At 60.7% G+C, this 17564-nt stretch carries 15 protein-coding genes, 1 tRNA gene and 1 riboswitch; of the genes, 12 read left to right on the top strand and 4 right to left on the bottom strand.

Annotation, left to right across the window (positions count from 1 at the left end):
- Position 1: 1 nt before the first annotated feature.
- From QMX86_RS06340 to QMX86_RS06350, 3 genes are all read right to left on the bottom strand, one after another.
- On the bottom strand, positions 2 to 856 hold the full coding sequence (locus QMX86_RS06340; protein ID WP_282386439.1) for a hypothetical protein: 855 nt from the start codon (positions 854 to 856) through the stop codon (positions 2 to 4).
- A 1-nt stretch (position 857) separates the two neighbouring features.
- The gene (locus tag QMX86_RS06345) at positions 858 to 2102 is read right to left on the bottom strand and encodes a glycosyltransferase family 4 protein (protein WP_282386438.1); all 1245 of its coding nucleotides are present in this window, start codon (positions 2100 to 2102) and stop codon (positions 858 to 860) included.
- Between the two features lie 197 nt (positions 2103 to 2299).
- Positions 2300 to 2704, bottom strand: coding sequence for a hypothetical protein (locus QMX86_RS06350; protein ID WP_016771286.1), 405 nt, complete (start codon positions 2702 to 2704; stop codon positions 2300 to 2302).
- A 349-nt stretch (positions 2705 to 3053) separates the two neighbouring features.
- A riboswitch (guanidine-I (ykkC/yxkD leader) is annotated at positions 3054 to 3154 on the top strand.
- Between the two features lie 63 nt (positions 3155 to 3217).
- On the opposite strand from QMX86_RS06350, the gene QMX86_RS06355 reads away from it, so the two are divergent.
- The 12 genes from QMX86_RS06355 to QMX86_RS06410 all read left to right on the top strand — a co-directional run bounded on the left by QMX86_RS06355 (position 3218) and on the right by QMX86_RS06410 (position 17174).
- Entirely contained in the window at positions 3218 to 4285 is a 1068-nt protein-coding gene (locus QMX86_RS06355; protein ID WP_282386436.1) for a putative urea ABC transporter substrate-binding protein, read from the top strand.
- Positions 4286 to 4303: 18 nt separating this feature from the next.
- Complete coding sequence (locus QMX86_RS06360; protein WP_024011982.1) at positions 4304 to 5119, top strand: ABC transporter permease; 816 nt, start codon at positions 4304 to 4306, stop codon at positions 5117 to 5119.
- Entirely contained in the window at positions 5116 to 5904 is a 789-nt protein-coding gene (locus tag QMX86_RS06365) for an ABC transporter ATP-binding protein (protein WP_281892689.1), read from the top strand. The genes QMX86_RS06360 and QMX86_RS06365 overlap by 4 nt, the downstream gene beginning before the upstream one ends.
- A 13-nt stretch (positions 5905 to 5917) precedes the next feature.
- A complete protein-coding gene (locus QMX86_RS06370) occupies positions 5918 to 6643 on the top strand; it encodes an urea amidolyase associated protein UAAP1 (RefSeq protein WP_110644979.1) in 726 nt (241 codons plus the stop codon).
- Between the two features lie 11 nt (positions 6644 to 6654).
- Positions 6655 to 7296 (top strand): urea amidolyase associated protein UAAP2, encoded by a 642-nt coding sequence (locus tag QMX86_RS06375; protein ID WP_282386434.1) that lies wholly within the window; start codon positions 6655 to 6657, stop codon positions 7294 to 7296.
- Positions 7297 to 7579: 283 nt separating this feature from the next.
- Positions 7580 to 11227, top strand: a complete 3648-nt coding sequence (gene uca, locus QMX86_RS06380) for an urea carboxylase (protein WP_282390385.1) — start codon at positions 7580 to 7582, stop codon at positions 11225 to 11227.
- 25 nt (positions 11228 to 11252) lie between these two features.
- On the top strand, positions 11253 to 13025 hold the full coding sequence (gene atzF / locus QMX86_RS06385; protein ID WP_282387130.1) for an allophanate hydrolase: 1773 nt from the start codon (positions 11253 to 11255) through the stop codon (positions 13023 to 13025).
- A 280-nt stretch (positions 13026 to 13305) separates the two neighbouring features.
- The gene (locus QMX86_RS06390) at positions 13306 to 14793 is read left to right on the top strand and encodes a sensor domain-containing diguanylate cyclase (protein WP_282387129.1); all 1488 of its coding nucleotides are present in this window, start codon (positions 13306 to 13308) and stop codon (positions 14791 to 14793) included.
- Positions 14786 to 15016, top strand: a complete 231-nt coding sequence (locus QMX86_RS06395; protein ID WP_122691678.1) for a cysteine-rich CWC family protein — start codon at positions 14786 to 14788, stop codon at positions 15014 to 15016. Before QMX86_RS06390 ends, QMX86_RS06395 begins: the two co-directional genes overlap by 8 nt.
- 33 nt (positions 15017 to 15049) lie before the next feature.
- On the top strand, positions 15050 to 15742 hold the full coding sequence (locus QMX86_RS06400) for a pseudouridine synthase (RefSeq protein WP_282387125.1): 693 nt from the start codon (positions 15050 to 15052) through the stop codon (positions 15740 to 15742).
- 316 nt (positions 15743 to 16058) lie between these two features.
- Entirely contained in the window at positions 16059 to 16943 is an 885-nt protein-coding gene (locus QMX86_RS06405; RefSeq protein ID WP_016771295.1) for an alpha/beta hydrolase, read from the top strand.
- A 157-nt stretch (positions 16944 to 17100) separates the two neighbouring features.
- Positions 17101 to 17174, top strand: a tRNA-Gly gene (locus QMX86_RS06410).
- 163 nt (positions 17175 to 17337) lie between these two features.
- Here the strand turns inward: QMX86_RS06410 and QMX86_RS06415 are convergent.
- Positions 17338 to 17564 (bottom strand): transposase (locus tag QMX86_RS06415; protein WP_282387109.1); only part of this gene is annotated, 227 nt, incomplete at its 5' end.

Raw genomic sequence — 17564 nt, forward strand, 5'->3', positions numbered from 1 at the left:
GTTACTTCCTTGTAATAACAGAGCGTGAAAGATAATCACTGAGATACTTGAGCATCTCAGGTGCTTCGCGTAATGACGACAGACCAAGACCTACACTACCGTGCCCTCCAGCGAAGTCGAAGTTATCCAGATTGACCGTGCAGAAGAAATTCAGTTTTCCGAAATCCAGATTCTCCAATTCAGCCCTACCAAAACCTGCCAGCTTTTTGTCAGTCAGTTGCTCTTCGGAAGCCGGGCGAATCAAGCCGTCACACTTGATCAGCCGAGGGGTTCCGTCTCGCCGCGGCCAACCTGCAATGACAAAATTTCGTACGGATGACACATTCTTGAAATGCGGTGGCGGAGCATTCAGCCAAACTTCCAGTCCCGGATAATTCTTTAGTTTCACAATCAACTCATCCGGCCAGTTGACGTGCCGATAACCGCGCTCATGGGGCTCGGTAGTTTCCTTTCTGGTAAAAAGCCCGGCATTCAATTTATAGAGCCGCCAGCTTTCGGGGATCGGTTCCAGGCGCTGATTCTGGTACCGATGCAGCCCCGTCCCGGTCCACCAGAAAAGCCCCTTCAGAGCAATCGCCAGACACGCTTTCTTGTTCACCATCTCAGGCATGCCAACGTAAAACTCAGGGACTAGCGTCTTATCTATATAGGCGCCGCCTAATATCGGCACTTGCTTCATGCTCGCCAGCTTGTTCTGGCAAGCTTTCTCGTTTGCCTGATGAATAGCCGCCGACTCGGCAGATTGTTCTTTGCGAATATAAAATTCCGCTACGCAATAGCAGAGATAAAAGAACACCCCATACGTCAATAACCTTTTAACCCACTTGATCGCCTGCTTACGCGACTTCCTGGACATTTCAAACCTCCCGCTCAAACTGCGGAACGGTTGGTATGTCGTTATGCCCGGACATCGCGCTTGCAAAAATCTCAAAGTATTGGCTCACGCCCGATTCCACACTGAACCGACCTGCCGTCAACTTCGCAGCGCTGGCAAGTCCATCGTACTCACCTGCCGACTTCAAAACCTTGCTTACACTTCTGGCAACTCCTTGATGGTCGAAGAAATCCACCAACATGCCATTGGCCCCATCGACAATGACTTCCCTTACCGGAGCCGTATCCGACGCAACAACCACGCAACCGGACGCCATCGCCTCCAGTAACGACCACGACAAGACAAACGGATACGTCAAATAAACATGGACTTTGGAACATGCGAGAACCGCGCGGTAAGTCTGGTAAGGAAGTTTCCCTGTGAAATGCACTCTGGAGTGATCGAAACTGACCTCCGCCTCCATCCTGCTGCGCCAATCCGGGTACCCGACCGGCTTACTCCCATAACTGACACCGTCACCGCCAACCACGATGATCTGCACATCGGGGCACTCGGCCTGAATAAGCGGGATCGCTCGCATGAAACTGTGAAAGCCGCGATAAGGCTCAAGGTTTCTGGCGACATAGGTAACGATCGGCTGTCCGGCTTTGAGCTCGATTCCATTGGGCAATCTGACTGCCCCGACTTTCGTCAGGTCAGAACTTTGAATCACACCTTCGTGAATGACCCGAATCGCCGACCGGTAAGCGGCCGGAAACAGGCTGCGCTGCCACTGGGTAGGCGCGATTGCGATATCACAGTGTTCAAGATTCAACAGATGCAGCGAGTTGAGCACGCGCAGCCGTGACGACTCCCTTGCGGCTCGCCGGAATTCAGGGTCGAACCCGCAATCGGCGCCCTGCGCTCGATAGTAATACTCGCAATAGTGAATCAGCGGCGTATCGGCATAGACGTCCTCGGCAAACAGCGTCTCTCCCCATCCGGGATGGGCAAGAATCACGTCTGGCTGATAGCCCGAACGTTTCAGCCTGCCCAGAATTTCAAAAACCTTCTGCCCGTCGATCACCGCTTGTTCGTAGCGGATCAGATACGGGTGAATATTGCCGGGCGCTCGGCTGGTCGCTCGATATCGATGGACTTGCACACCGGCGACGCCCGGTGCCGTGTCCCGGCCTATCGCCACAACCTCATCACCGCGCTCCAGCGCTGCCAGCACCACATGACGGAACTGACCGGGAAAATTTTGGTGAATAACCAGAAGCTTCATAGCGCTAAACGTCCATTTTTTCGCCGCTATCGAGCTGAGGATTGCTCGACTCGTTCGGCATCCACGAACGCTAACAAACGCCACGAAATGAAACTGTAGGACGCTTCCGGGATTGCCTTGGGAGATGGCCAACGGAACAACTTTTCGCCGGGCAAAAAAAAGCGGCGCTTGATGCGCCGCTTGTTCATTGCAGAGATTTACCAGCGGTTGCCACGGCCGTTGTAGTCACGCCGACCGCTGTGGCGATCATAGTTGCCGCGACCGCGGTGGTCGTTGTCCCAACCGCCGCGACGGTGGCCGTCCCAGCGTCCGCGATCATTGCCGTGCCAGCGACGGCTTTCGTAATGACGCGGGGCCGGTTGATAGTGCCGAGGCGCCTGGTAATAACGCGGTTGCTGGTAGTACCGCGGCGCTGGCTGGTAGTAGCGCGGCTGAGTGTAATAAGTGCCGCCGCTGCGGTAATAGGAGCCGCCACCGCTGTAATAGGCCGGTGCGGGTGATGTGTAGACCTCTGACCTGTAGTAGCTGTCTCCATAGGAATAAGGAACGCATCCGCCAAGGGAAAAAAGCATCACGGCAAGCAGTACGATTCGGCGATACATGGCGGCCTCCTGGACCGCGGGTTGGCCACACCAGCGACGCTGGCAGGCGACCGTCAGCAATTGCTGACTGTCGAAGAATCAGACAGCGATTTCAGAATCTGGTGCGTTCCTGCAACAAGTTGAAACAAGTGATTATGAAATCTTGTTTATCCGCAAAATCAGCGACCAGTGATGCGTAAACGCGCTGCATGACGGTGCAACCACGCACCACCACGATGCGCCGTCGCTCGCCCCGCTCACCTCGGCAATCCAGCAGATCCCCGCCGCAGAGGCCTCGGCCCGACTTGGCACGCCTCTCGCTTTAGCAAACCCGTGCAGGAGTCATCACAGGTTCGCGGCACCACAATTTGCAATGGCTGACTAGGGTTCCGGCTCGCAATCGCGAGTGGCTGGTCCGAGAGTTGGCGACCTCCAGTTGAGGTTACACGGCGGGACAAAAGCCCGGGAGACAAGCCACCGTTCGCGGTGCCGCGTTGCCTTCCTGTCCGTCCTCGATCAACTGGAGAATCCGCAATGATCCAACTACGTTTCCCCGCCCTGCTCGCCGCCGCCTTCGCCGCGCTTATCAGCACGCAATCTTCCGCCGCCCAGAAAGACCACTTCAGCGTGTGCTGGACGATCTACGCCGGCTGGATGCCATGGGAATACGCCGGCAGCCAGGGCATCGTCGACAAATGGGCGAAGAAATACGGGATCAAGATCGACGTCGTGCAACTCAACGACTACGTCGAATCGATCAACCAGTACACCGCCGGCCAGTTCGACGGCTGCACCATGACCAACATGGATGCGCTGACCATTCCCGCTGCCGGCGGCGTTGACAGCACCGCGCTGATCGTCAGCGATTTCTCCAACGGCAACGACGGCATCGTGCTCAAGGGTGAAGGCAAGAAAGTCGCCGACCTCAAGGGCATGGACGTCAATCTGGTCGAGCTGTCGGTCTCCCATTACCTGCTGGCTCGCGCGCTGGACTCGGTGGACCTGACCGAGAAAGACCTGAAAGTGGTCAACACCTCCGACGCCGACATTGCCGCCGCATTCAACACCGACGACGTCAACGCCGTGACCACCTGGAACCCGATGCTCTCGGATATCAAGGCCAAACCCGGCGTCACCGAAGTGTTCAATTCCAGCCAGATCCCCGGCGAGATCATGGACATGATGGTGGTCAACAGCGCCACCCTCAAAGACAACCCGGCACTGGGCAAAGCGCTGACTGGCGCGTGGTTCGAAGTGGTCGCTTTGATGAACGCAAAAAATGCCGCGAGCAAAGCTGCGCTGGAACACATGGCCAAGGCCTCGGGTACCGATCTCGCCGGCTTCCAGGCGCAACTGGACACCACAAAACTGTTCGCCACGCCGAGCGAAGCGCTGAGTTTCGCCACCAGCAAACAACTGCCGGACACCATGCGCAAGGTCGCCGAATTCTCCTTTGAGCACGGCCTGCTCGGCGAAGGCGCGAGGGACCCGAGCGCGGTCGGCATGACTTTCGCCAACGGCGTGACCAGCGGCGACACCGCCAATCTCAAGCTGCGTTTCGATCCGACCTACGTGCAGATGGCCGCCGACGCCAAGCTGTAAGCCACGGAGGATTTGGCCATGCGCCTGATCAATCGCCACCCTGATCGCCCGAGCCGCCTGTTGCTGGTGATCCTGCCGTTCGCGCTCGTGCTGTTCGCCTACTTCACAGGCTCGGCCGAGCGCCTGGCGGACAACCCCAACGACAAACTGCTGCCCAGCGCCGTGCAGATGAGCGACGCGGTAAAACGCCTGGCCTTCAACGCCGACAGCCGCACCGGTGAATATCTGTTGTGGCAAGACACCGCGTCGAGTCTGCGCCGTTTGGCCATCGGCCTCGGCATCGCGGCGCTGGCGGGTCTTTGCCTCGGTATCGCGGCGGGCACCCTGCCGCTGTTCGGCGCGCCGTTGTCGCCGTTGCTGACGGTGCTGTCGATGGTGCCGCCGCTGGCGATCCTGCCGATTCTGTTCATCGTCTTTGGCCTGGGCGAGTTGTCGAAAGTCATGCTGATCGTGATTGGCATCACCCCGGCGCTGGCCCGGGATCTGGAACAGCGTGCCCGCGACATTCCGGTCGAACTGCTGATCAAGGCGCAGACCCTCGGCGCCTCGACCTGGACGCTGATGCTGCGCGTGGTCTTGCCGCAGCTGTTGCCGCGCTTGCTGATCTCGCTGCGCTTGATGCTCGGTTCGGCGTGGCTGTTCCTGATTGCCGCCGAAGCGATCGCCTCCACTGATGGCCTCGGCTACCGGATCTTTCTGGTGCGGCGCTACCTGGCGATGGATGTGATCCTGCCCTACGTGGTGTGGATCACCCTGCTCGCCTGGCTGATGGACTGGGGCTTGAAACAGCTGACCCAGCGCGCTTTTCCCTGGTACGAGGGAGCGGCGAAATGAGCTTCATCACAGTAAAGAACGTCTGGCAGCAGTACGCCGATCAAGTGGTTCTGGAAGGCTTGAACCTGAACGTCAACGAAGGCGAGTTCTGCACCTTGGTCGGCGCCTCCGGTTGCGGCAAATCGACCTTCCTGCGCCTGTTGCTCGGCCAGGAAACCGCCAGTCGCGGGGAGATTCTGCTCGACGGCCAGCCCTTGGCCAGCGAGCCGGATGCCAGCCGTGGCGTGGTCTTTCAACGCTACTCGGTGTTCCCGCATCTGAGCGTGCTCGACAACGTCGCCCTCGGTCTCGAATTGCCGCGCGCGCCCTTGCTTGGCCGGCTGTTCGGCAACGCCAAGCGCGAGGCGCGCGAGCAGGCTGCAGCCCTGCTGACAAAAGTCGGCCTCGGCCATGCGCTGGACAAGTACCCGGCACAGCTGTCCGGCGGCATGCAGCAACGCTTGGCCATCGCTCAGGCGCTGATCATGAAACCGCGCGTGTTGCTGCTCGACGAGCCCTTCGGCGCGCTTGATCCGGGCATTCGCAAAGACATGCACGCGCTGCTGCTGGAGCTGTGGCGCGAGACGCAACTGACGGTGTTCATGGTCACCCACGACCTGTCCGAGGGCTTCAGCCTCGGCACGCGTCTGCTGGTGTTCGACAAGGTGCGCCTCGACCCGCACGCCCCCGGCGCCTATGGCGCCCGCATCACCTACGACATCCCGTTGAACAGCGACCGCCGCGCCCAGCGCGCCGCCGTCGAGGCCCTGCCGCTGCCGCTGGCGGGCACCCTTCGCACTGCTTGAGAGGACTGCTCCAATGACTGATTCAATCCAACTCTTTCCACCCTTTGCTGAAGAACTGCTGCCCGGCGGCGGCCACCGTTCGTTCGTGCTCAAGCGCGGCCAATTGCTGCGCCTGACCGACCTGCGCGGCGGCGCCAATGTCAGCCTGACCTTGCTCAATGCCAATGAAAAAACCGAGCGATTGAACCTGCCCGACAGCCTCAAATGCCAACACACCGCCAAGCTCACTGCCGGCCACTGCCTGTACTCGGACATGGGCCGCGTACTCGCCGCGATCACCGCCGACACCTGCGGTTGGAGCGACAGCCTCGGCGGTGTGCTTTGCGCACAGGAAGTCGCCGAAAAGTACGGTCAGGGCCGCTACCAGGAACTGCGCAACGGCTTCTTTCGCAACGGCACCGACAACCTGCTGGTGGAACTCGGCAAGTGGGGCCTGGGCCTGTCCGACCTGCTGATGACCCTCAATCTGTTCAGCCGCGTGAACGTCGATGAGGCCGGGCGTTTCCACTTCGTCGAAGGCAACTCGAAGGCCGGTGACTACATCGAGTTGTACGCGCCGATGGACACCCTGATGGTGCTCACCGCCCTGCAACATCCGATGGACCCGTCCCCCGAATACGCTCCGAAACCCTTGAAGCTGAGCTGGATGAACGCCGACGCCAGCGTCGCCGAACACTGCCGCACTTCGCGCCCGGAAAACGAGCGCGGCTTTATCAACACCGACCGTTTGTTCGCCTGAGGATCGCTGCCATGTCACTCGCAATCGCCACTTCGCACAAGCAAGCCGACAGCGCGATCTACCGCGCGACCATTCCCGCCGGCGAGCCCTGGCTGATGGAAGTCAAGGCCGGGCAGACCCTGCGCATCCTCGATCTGGAAGGCAATCAGGCCATCGACACCTTGTTCTACAGCCTCGCCAACCCGAAGGAGCGCTACGACGTGCAACGCACCTTGCGCCGACAGAACAGCGTCTACCTGAGCACCGGCAGCGTGCTGTATTCCAACCTCGGCCAGCCGATGCTGACCATCGTTGCCGACACCTGCGGGCGCCACGACACCCTCGGCGGCGCCTGCGCGCAAGAGAGCAACACCGTGCGCTACGCCCTGGAAAAACGCTACATGCACAGCTGCCGCGACAACTACCTGCGCGCCTGCGCCCACGACGGCCGATTGAGCAAGAGCGACATCGGGCCGAACATCAATTTCTTCATGAACGTGCCAGTGACGGCGGATGGCGGGCTGACCTTCGAGGACGGTATTTCCGCGCCGGGCAAGTACGTTGATTTGCGCGCGGAGATGGACGTCATCGTGCTGATTTCCAACTGCCCGCAGTTGAACAACCCGTGCAATGCCTACAACCCGACCCCGGCGGAGTTGCTCGTATGGAACTGACCATCAGCCGTTTACGCCGTTGGCTTTTTGCCCTGTGCCAGGCGCGTTCCGGGCAGTGCCTGAAACCTTCAAGGCACTGACAGTCCTGTGGGAGCTGGCTTGCCAGCGATTGCGGTGTTTCAGTCACCAACAATGTTGGATGTGCCGACCTCATCGCTGGCAAGCCAGCTCCCACAGGGGGTTTGTGGTGGGTTGGAGTGAAGTGAGTTTTTTCCATCCGGGACGGCCCGGATGTCTGTCGAAAAACAGCGGGACGGCCCGCTCCCCCTTCAGGGGTTATGCCATGTTCGAAAAAATCCTGATCGCCAACCGTGGCGCGATTGCCTGTCGCATCCTGCGCACGATCAACGTGCTGAAGGCCCAAGGCGTCGCCGTGTATTCAGAAGCCGATGCTGCCAGCCTGCACATCTCCCAGGCCGCTGAAGCGCACAGCCTCGGCGAAGGCGCGGCGTCCGCGACCTATCTGGCGGTCGACAAAATCCTCACGATCGCCAAACAAAGCGGCGCCACGGCGATTCATCCCGGCTACGGATTTCTCTCCGAGAACGCAGCGTTCGCCGAAGCCTGCGAAGCGCAGGGCATCGCCTTCATCGGGCCGACGCCGGAGCAATTGCGGGTGTTCGGCCTCAAGCACACTGCTCGCGCGTTGGCCAAACAGCACGGCGTACCCATGCTCGAAGGCACCGACCTGCTCGACAGCCTCGATTGCGCGCTGAGCGCCGCCGAACAGGTCGGCTACCCGGTGATGCTGAAAAGCACCGCTGGCGGTGGTGGCATCGGCATGCGCGTGTGCCGCAGCGCCAGTGAATTGAGCGAATCATTCGAAGCGGTGAAACGCCTCGGTCAGAACAACTTCAGCGACGCCGGGGTGTTCATCGAGAAGTACATCGAACGCGCGCGGCATCTGGAAGTGCAGGTGTTCGGCGACGGCTGCGGTGAAGTCATCGCTCTCGGCGTGCGCGACTGTTCAGTGCAGCGGCGCAATCAGAAAGTCCTCGAAGAAACCCCGGCGCCAAACCTGCCAGAAGGCATGGCCGATGAGCTGTGCGCAGCGGCGATCAAACTGGCGCAAGCGGTGAATTATCGCAGCGCCGGCACCGTCGAATTCGTCTTCGACAGCGAGGCCCAGCGCTTCTATTTTCTCGAAGTGAACACGCGCTTGCAGGTCGAGCACGGCGTCACCGAACAGGTGTGGGACGTGGACCTGGTGCGCTGGATGATCGAGCTGGCCGCTGGTGATCTGCCGCCGCTGAACGAGTTGTATCAAGGCCTGGAACCGCAGGGCCATGCGATTCAGGCACGTCTGTACGCGGAAGATCCGGGGCGTGATTTCCAGCCGAGCCCGGGCCTGCTGACCGCTGTGAAATTTCCGCTCGCCAACGGCGTTGAGTTGCGTATCGACACCTGGGTGGAGGCCGGCGTAGAAATTCCGCCGTATTTCGATCCGATGATTGCCAAGCTCATCGCGTGGGCGCCGAGTCGCGAACAGGCTCGCGCCGAACTCCATCAGGCATTGGGCGATAGCCTGCTGTATGGCGTGGAAACCAACCGCGACTATCTGCGGCAGATTCTGCTCGATGCTCCATTCGCCAGCGGTCAGCCGTGGACCCGTTGCCTGGAAAATCTGCTGTATCACGCCAACACCTTCGAAGTGCTCAGCGCCGGCACGCAAACCAGCGTGCAGGACTATCCCGGCCGCCTCGGCTATTGGGCCGTCGGCGTGCCTCCGTCGGGGCCGATGGACAGCCGAGCGCTGCGCCTGGGCAATCGTCTGCTCGGCAATGAACAAGGCGCAGCCGCACTGGAAATCACCATGAGCGGGCCGATCCTGCGCTTCAATTGTGACGCGGTGGTCGCGGTGACAGGCGCGCCGATTGCCTTGACCCTTGACGCTGAACCGGTGCCGATGAACACCGCGCTGCTGATCCCGGCCGGCGCGACATTGCAACTGGGCAGCATCAGCGGCGCCGGCGCGCGCAGTTATCTGTGCCTGCGCGGCGGCTTGCAGGTGCCGGATTATCTGGGCAGCAAAAGTACCTTCACCCTCGGCCAGTTCGGCGGGCATGGCGGACGGGCGTTAAGGGCCGGTGACGTGTTGCATGTGCCGGCATTGACCGAGCGCAGCGCCGGCCAGCAACTGGCCGAACAGCACATCACGGCGCTGCCGGGCGTGCGCCAGATCCGGGTGATCTACGGTCCGCACGGCGCGCCGGAATACTTCAGCGAAAACTACATCGCCACGTTCTTCGCGACCCAGTGGGAAGTGCATTTCAACTCCAGCCGCACCGGTGTGCGCCTGATCGGGCCGAAGCCTGAGTGGGTGCGTGAGGATGGCGGTGAAGCGGGTCTGCACCCGTCGAACATCCATGACAATCCGTATGCGATTGGTGCGGTGGATTTCACCGGGGACATGCCGGTGATCCTCGGCCCGGATGGCCCGAGCCTGGGTGGGTTTGTCTGCCCGGTGACGGTGATCGAGGCGGATCTGTGGCAACTGGGGCAGCTCAAGGCTGGCGATAAAATTCAGTTCATCCCCGTCGACCTCGGCACCGCCCGCGATCTCGCCCTGAAATGGGATCTTCCCTGTGGGAGCGAGCCTGCTCGCGAAAGCGTCGGCCAAGACAAATCGATATTGACTGACACGGCCTCTTCGCGAGCAGGCTCGCTCCCACAGGGTTTAGTGTCGCCTGTGGTGTTGGCGTTGGGTCAAGGCGATCAGCGACTGGTTGCACGGGTTTCTGGCGACACTCATTTACTGCTGGAAATCGGCGCGCCGGAGCTTGATCTGGTCCTGCGCTTTCGCGCCCACGCGCTGATGCAGGCGCTGGAAAGCCAAGCCCTGCATGGGGTGATCGACCTCACCCCGGGCATTCGCTCGCTGCAAGTGCACTACCAGCCGGAGCAACTGCCGCTGGCCGATCTGCTCGGCATCATCGCTGGCGAATGGGACGCGGTGTGCGCCGCCAAGGACCTGCAGGTGCCTTCGCGCATCGTGCACTTGCCGCTGTCGTGGGACGACCCCGCCTGTCAGTTGGCGATCGAGAAATACATGACCACCGTGCGCAAGGACGCGCCGTGGTGCCCGAGCAATCTGGAGTTCATCCGGCGCATCAACGACCTGCCGAATCTCGACGAAGTGCAGCGCACGGTGTTCGATGCGAGCTATCTGGTGATGGGCCTTGGCGATGTTTACCTCGGCGCGCCGGTAGCCACCCCGCTCGACCCGCGTCATCGTCTGGTGACCACCAAGTACAACCCGGCGCGTACCTGGACCGCCGAGAACTCGGTCGGCATCGGCGGCGCCTACATGTGCGTGTATGGCATGGAAGGCCCGGGCGGTTATCAGTTTGTCGGGCGCACTCTGCAGATGTGGAATCGCTATCGCGAAGTCGCCGCGTTCGATGGCAAACCGTGGCTGCTGCGCTTCTTCGATCAGATCCGTTTCTACCCGGTCAGCGCCGAAGAACTGCTGCGCATCCGCCGCGATTTCCCCCTTGGGCGCTTCGATCTGAACATCGAACACAGCCAACTCAACCTCGCCGACTATCAGGCATTTCTCAGTCAGCAAGCCGAGGGCATCAGCGCTTTCCGTGCGCAGCAACAGGGCGCGTTCAAGGCTGAACGCGAACGCTGGATCGCCAGTGGCCAGGCGCATTTCGACAGCGAAGAAGCCGTGCCTGACGCCAGCGAAGAAGCACCGCTGCAAAGCGGTGAACACAGCGTCGACAGCCACATCGCCGGCAATCTCTGGCAGGTGCAGGTCGAGGCTGGCCAGCGCGTCGCGGCGGGCGATGTGCTGGTGATTCTCGAGTCGATGAAGATGGAAATCCCTGTGCTCGCGCCGCTGGCCGGTGTCGTGCGAGAGATCCGCGTGCAACCCGGTTCGGCGGTGCGTGCCGGACAACGGGTGGTGGTGCTGGAACTCGACTGAAGCCATTTCTGAAAAGGATCAACCGATGAATCTGCAACTCGATGCACTGCGCCAGGCCTACCGCAATGGCGACACCACACCGCGCCAACTGCTGCTGCAATTGCGCGAAAAAGCCGCTGCCCTGAACCCCGACTATCACCTGTTCATCCACCTGCTCAGCGTCGATGAACTGGAGCCATACCTCGCCGCCCTCGACGGTCGTGACCTCGACAGTCTGCCGCTGTATGGCGTGCCGTTCGCGATCAAGGACAACATCGATCTGGCCGGCATTCCCACCACAGCCGCGTGCCCGGCGTTTGCCTATGTGCCGCAGCAGTCGGCGACCATCGTCGAGCAACTGTTGGCGCTGGGGGCGATACCGCTGGGCAAGACCAATCTTGACCAGTTTGCCACCGGCCTCAATGGCAGCCGCTCGCCTTATGGTGCGTGCCCGAACAGCGTATTGCCCGAATATCCGTCCGGCGGCTCCAGCGCCGGCTCGTCGCTGGCAGTGGCGCTGGGCCTGGCCAGCTTCGCGTTAGGCACTGACACCGCCGGTTCCGGGCGAGTGCCGGCGGCGCTGAATAATCTGGTGGGATTGAAGGCGAGCAAGGGCCTGATTTCCACCGCTGGCGTGCTGCCGGCGTGCCGCACGCTGGACTGCGTAACCACCTTCACTGCCACTGCTCGCGAGGCCAGTCAGTTGCTGGCGTTGACGGCCAGACACGATCCTCGCGATGAGTACAGTCGAGGCAACCCGGCATGGAATGACGGCTCGGCATTTGGCGCGCCACGGCCGTTTCGCTTCGGCGTGCCACGGGCGCAGGACCTTGAATTTTTCGGCTGCAACGAGGGGCCACAGTTGTTCGCAGCAGCCATCGAACGGCTCAAGGCTCTGGGTGGCGAAGCGGTCGAACTGGACCTGTCGCCATTTCTCGAAGCAGCGCGTCTGCTCTACGACGGACCGTGGGTCGCCGAGCGTTACAGCGTCGCCGGTGAGCTGCTGGAGCAAAATCCCGAAGCGGTGCTGCCGGTGATCCGAGCGGTGCTGGCCAAGGCTCCGGCAGTGACTGGCGTGCAGACCTTCCGCGCGCAATATCGATTGCAGGCGCTGAAGGCCCTCTGCGACGAGGCCCTGGAAAATCTCGACTGCGTGCTGACACCGACCATCGGCCGTCCGGTGACCCTGGCCGAGCTTGAGGCCGAGCCGGTGCTGCGCAATTCCGAACTCGGTTATTACACCAACTTCATGAACCTGCTCGACTACGCCGCCGTCGCCGTGCCGACCGCGTTCATGGGCAACGGTTTGCCGTGGGGCGTGACGTTGTTCGGGCGGGTATTTACCGATCAGTATCTGTTGAGCGTGGCCGATGCCTTGCAGCGCCAGCAGGACAGTGCCCTGTCAGCTCCGGCGAACGCTGCGCGCAATGATCGCGCTCGATTGGTGGTGTGTGGCGCGCACCTGCAAGGGCTGGCGTTGAACTGGCAACTGACCCAGCGTGGCGGGCGCTTGCTGGAAACCACGTTCAGTTCGCCGGACTATCGACTGCACGCCCTCGCCGGCGGCCCGCCATTGCGGCCGGGCATGGTACGGGTCAAGGACGGCGGCGTGGCGATTGCCGTGGAGGTGTGGGAATTGCCGAGCAGCGAGCTGGGCTCGTTTCTCACCGGGATTCCGGCGCCGCTGGGGCTGGGCAAGGTGCAACTGGCGGATGGGCGCTGGGAGAGCGGGTTTATCTGTGAGCCGTATGGGTTGGAGGGTGCGGTGGATATCAGTCATTTCGGGGGATGGCGGGCGTATCTGGCATCCCGGGGCTGATCCGAAAGCTCGCCGTCACCCTGGCCCTCTCCCCCAGGAGAGGGCCAGGGTGAGGCGTTTGTTCATCGGTTGCCATTGGCTGATACCGAGTCGATCACAGATTTTCCATCACCCACAATCCAGCTCCCTCTCCCCCGGGAGAGGGCTGGGGTGAGGGGCTGCGATTTCCCTGACACACCGCTACGTCATATCCCCCGCCATTTCAGGCACAAATCCCGCAGTGTTTTCCCGACCATCCCACTAGAATGCATCCCATCGGGCCACTGCCAACGGATCTGCCATGCCGCTTCGTTCTCCCCTGTACTCGCAACGTTCACTGGTGCTCACCCTGGTCGCCCTGCTCGGCGCCGGCTTTCTCGCCACGTCACTGTTGAGCTACTTCGCCTCCCGCGCGTCGATCCGCGACAACATCGTCAACACCGAACTGCCACTGACCTCCGATACGGTCTATTCGGAAATCCAGAAAGATCTGGTCCGGCCGATCCTGATTTCCTCGATGATGTCCCGTGACACGTTCATGCGCGACTGGGTGGTCAACGGCGAGCAGAATCCCGAGCAGATGACCCGCTATCTCGACGAGGTCATGACCCATTACGGCGCCTACACGGCGTTCTTCGTTTCCAATGCCACGCTCACCTACTACCACGCCAAAGGCGTGCTCAAGCGGGTCAAAGTCGACGAGCCGCGCGACACCTGGTACTTCCGCGTGCGCGACATGCAGGACCCGTACGAGATCAACGTCGACCCGGATCTGGCCAACAAGGACAACCTGACGTTCTTCATCAACTACAAGGTCTACGACTACCACAACCGCTTCATCGGCGCCGCGGGCGTGGGCCTCACCGTGGACGCGGTGATCAAGCTGATCGACAAGTATCAACAGCGCTATCAACGCAGCGTGTACTTCGTCGATACCTTCGGCCGCCTCGTATTGACCGGTGCCGAGGGTGGCCCGGAAGGCGCGCACATCGGCCAGAGTCTTGGCGAACTGGAGAGCATGAAAAGTCTGGTCAGCCAGTTGCCCAAGCCGCACAGCGGCAGCTACGAATATTCCACCCACGGCCAGGGGCATTTTCTCAACGTGCGGTTTATCCCCGAGTTGAACTGGTACCTGTTCGTCGATAAACGCGAGGACGGCGCGCTGAGCGAGATCCGCCAGTCGCTGTATCTCAATCTGCTGATCTGCCTGCTGGTGACGTTGATCGTGCTGGCCTTGCTCAATCGAGTGATCAAGCGCTTCCAGGCGAAGATTCAGGCGCACGCCACCCTCGACAGTCTCACCGAACTGCCGAACCGACGCGGCTTCGACATCCTCGCCGCGCAAGCGCTGCACGAGGCCCAACGGGAAACCAAGCCGCTGACCGCGTTGTTGCTCGACCTCGACCACTTCAAAGCCTTGAACGACACCTACGGACACATGGCCGGCGATCAGGTGTTGATCGGTTTCGCCCGCGACCTGCAAAGTTGCCTGCGTCACGCCGACATCGTCTGCCGCTGGGGCGGTGAAGAGTTCATCGTTCTGTTGAAAGACACCGACGGCGAGACCGGGCAGAAAATTGCCGAGAAGATCCGCCAGCACGTCGAACAACACGAATATGCCTACGATGGCCACACCCTGCATCTGACCGTGAGCATCGGCGCCACCACCGTGCAACGCGATGACACCTTGCACACTCTGCTGTCCCGGGCCGATCATGCGATGTACCGCGCCAAGCAAACCGGGCGCAACCGCACCTGCATGGAAATGCCGCACTCGACCTATGCCTGATAACGACGTCAAACCCGACCACTGCCCGGCCTGCGGCGCCCGCAACGATTGCAGCCTCGCCGACCCGCGCACCGCCGACCGCGAATGCTGGTGCTATGGCGTGACCATCGACCCGGCGGTGCTCGACGCGCTGCCGGCCGCGCTGCGCAATCAAGCCTGCCTGTGCCCGCGCTGCGCACAGGTCGAAGCGCAACTGCAAGCAGGTCGGCGGCCGATCCCGTAAGATGCGCGGCCCTTCGTCCGTTGAATTCTGACCATGCGCGTCGACCGCTTCCTCAGCAATCTGCCTCGCTACAACCGTCAGCAGGTTCGCCTGTTGCTGGTGGAAAAGCGCGTGCGGATTGACGGAAAAGTCGTCAGCGACCCGCACAGTGAGGTGCTGGAATTCAGTCGGGTCGAAGTCGACGATGAGGTGCTGCAGAGCGGCAAACCGGCGCGCTATTTCATGCTGCACAAACCCCCGGGCTGCGTCAGTGCCACCCGCGATCCGCAGCATGCGACCGTGCTCGACCTGCTCGATGAAGCGCACAAGGACGATCTGCACATCGCCGGACGTCTGGATTTCAATACCACCGGGCTGATGCTGATCACCAATGACGGCACCTGGTCGCGACGCCTGACGCAGCCGCAAACCAAACTGGCGAAGGTCTATTACGTCGAAACCGAACAGGACATCGACCCGAGGTACGCGCTGAAATTTGCCGAGGGCATTTACTTCGCTTTTGAAGATCTGACCACGCAACCGGCGCAACTGGAGCTGCTCGGCCCACGCTCCGCACGGTTGAGCATCGTTGAAGGCCGCTACCATCAGGTCAAGCGCATGTTTGGTTTCTTCAACAACAAAGTCCTGCGCCTGCACCGCGAATCCATCGGCGAACTGACCCTCGATCACGCGCTAAAACCGGGCGAGTACCGCGCTTTGCGCACCGAAGAGATTCATTTGTTCTAAGCCGGCGACCGCTCAGCCGAAGTTGTCGAACAATTCGCCGACGGCACTTGCGTGATCCTGAGTCCCCTGCTTGAATCAGGACGTCGGCCGAAATGTGACCGATTAGTCACCACATACTTCCAAGAAACTTTTTGTCGGTCGTCTGCCCTCAAGGGCTGCGCCTCAGCCGGCAATCTGCCCGCCAATAACAACACCCGTCGACCTGCCTTACCGGATCGACATGGGCCAGCAAATTTCAGGCGTATGCCTACCTGTCACAAAGCTCGTGCAATCTCGATTGCGCGCATACCCGCTTGCTTGCCAGGAGTCTTATGACATGAGGCCAGAAATCGCTGTGCTGGATATACAGGGTCAGTATCGGGTTTACACGGAGTTCTATCGCGCAGACGCCGCAGAAAAGACCATCATTCTGGTCAACGGCTCGATGGCCACGACTGCGTCGTTTGCACAGACCGTGAAAAACCTGCACCCGCAATTCAACGTGGTCTGCTATGACCAGCCCTACGCGGGCCGCTCAAAAGCCCACAACCGGCATGAGAAACATCTGACGAAGGAAGTCGAAGGGCAGATTCTGCTGGAGCTGATCGATCACTTCGCCGCCGAACACGTGCTGTCGTTCTCCTGGGGCGGCGCCGCCACTCTGGTCGCCCTCGCCCAGCAACCGCGGCGCATCGAAAAAGCCGTGATCAGCTCGTTCTCACCGGTGATCAATGCGCACATGCTCGATTACCTCGAGCGCGGCGTCGATTACCTCGGCAGCCGCGACGGCGATCGGGTCGGTCATCTGGTCAACAACACCATCGGCAAACACCTGCCGTCACTGTTCAAGCGCTTCAACTATCGCCACGTCAGCAGCCTCGCCGAGCATGAGTACGGGCAGATGCACTTTCACATCAACGACGTGCTGCACAGCGATCGCCAGTGCTATCTGAATGCGGCGAAAAAGATCAGCGTGCCGGTGCTGTTTCTGAACGGCGAATGGGACGAATACACCGCCGCCGAGGATGCGCGACTGTTCGGCAACCACGTTGCCCACAGCAGCTTCACTACCCTGCAAGCCACCGGGCACTTCCTCGACATGGAGCACAAAGCCGCCTGCCGCGACAGCCAGAACGCCCTGCTGGGCTTTCTGAAACCTGCGCCGCAAGCCAGCCGAACGCGCTACTCGTTTGTGCAGGATCACCATGCCCTGGCCATTTGAAACAGCGTCATCGCGGGCAAGGCTGCAAGTTGCAAGTGCCTGTTGCACCGGCGCAGCCCTTGCTCGCGATCGACCGATTTCTGCGCGGCAAAGCCCTCGCAGAGAAAAGAAAACTTCAAATCCGTGGCCGAGTCTGGTACAAAGTCAGCCGCTCTGAGCGGGTATAGTTTAGTGGTAGAACGAAAGCTTCCCAAGCTTTAGATGAGGGTTCGATTCCCTCTACCCGCTCCACCGAATATTGATCTCGCGTTGTGTTGTCCGACGAGGGATGCAGGAATAGAAAAGACCGGCCTTGATCAGACTGTGTGAAAACGCACTGACGGCGGTTCCAGCAAACGCCCCGACTTGTTCGGGGCGTTTGCTTTTGTGCTCACAGCAGACGAAAAAAGGCGTTTCAGCCCATCAGCGCCATCATCTGGCGCACGCCCAACACGTTAATTGCTCTTTTCAGGTTGTAGGCGTTCACCGCCAAGGCCATTTCAGCTCTCGCGCCCTCAAGCTGTCGCAGCAAGAATCGAGCGTTACCAAATAACCACTGTTTAAGGTTGCCGAAGGGATGTTCGACGATGGATCGTCGGCTGACCATCATTTCGGGATGCGCCTGCATTCGCTGCTCCATTC

This window comes from Pseudomonas sp. PS01270, assembly GCF_029959775.1.
Classification (GTDB): domain Bacteria; phylum Pseudomonadota; class Gammaproteobacteria; order Pseudomonadales; family Pseudomonadaceae; genus Aquipseudomonas; species Aquipseudomonas atacamensis.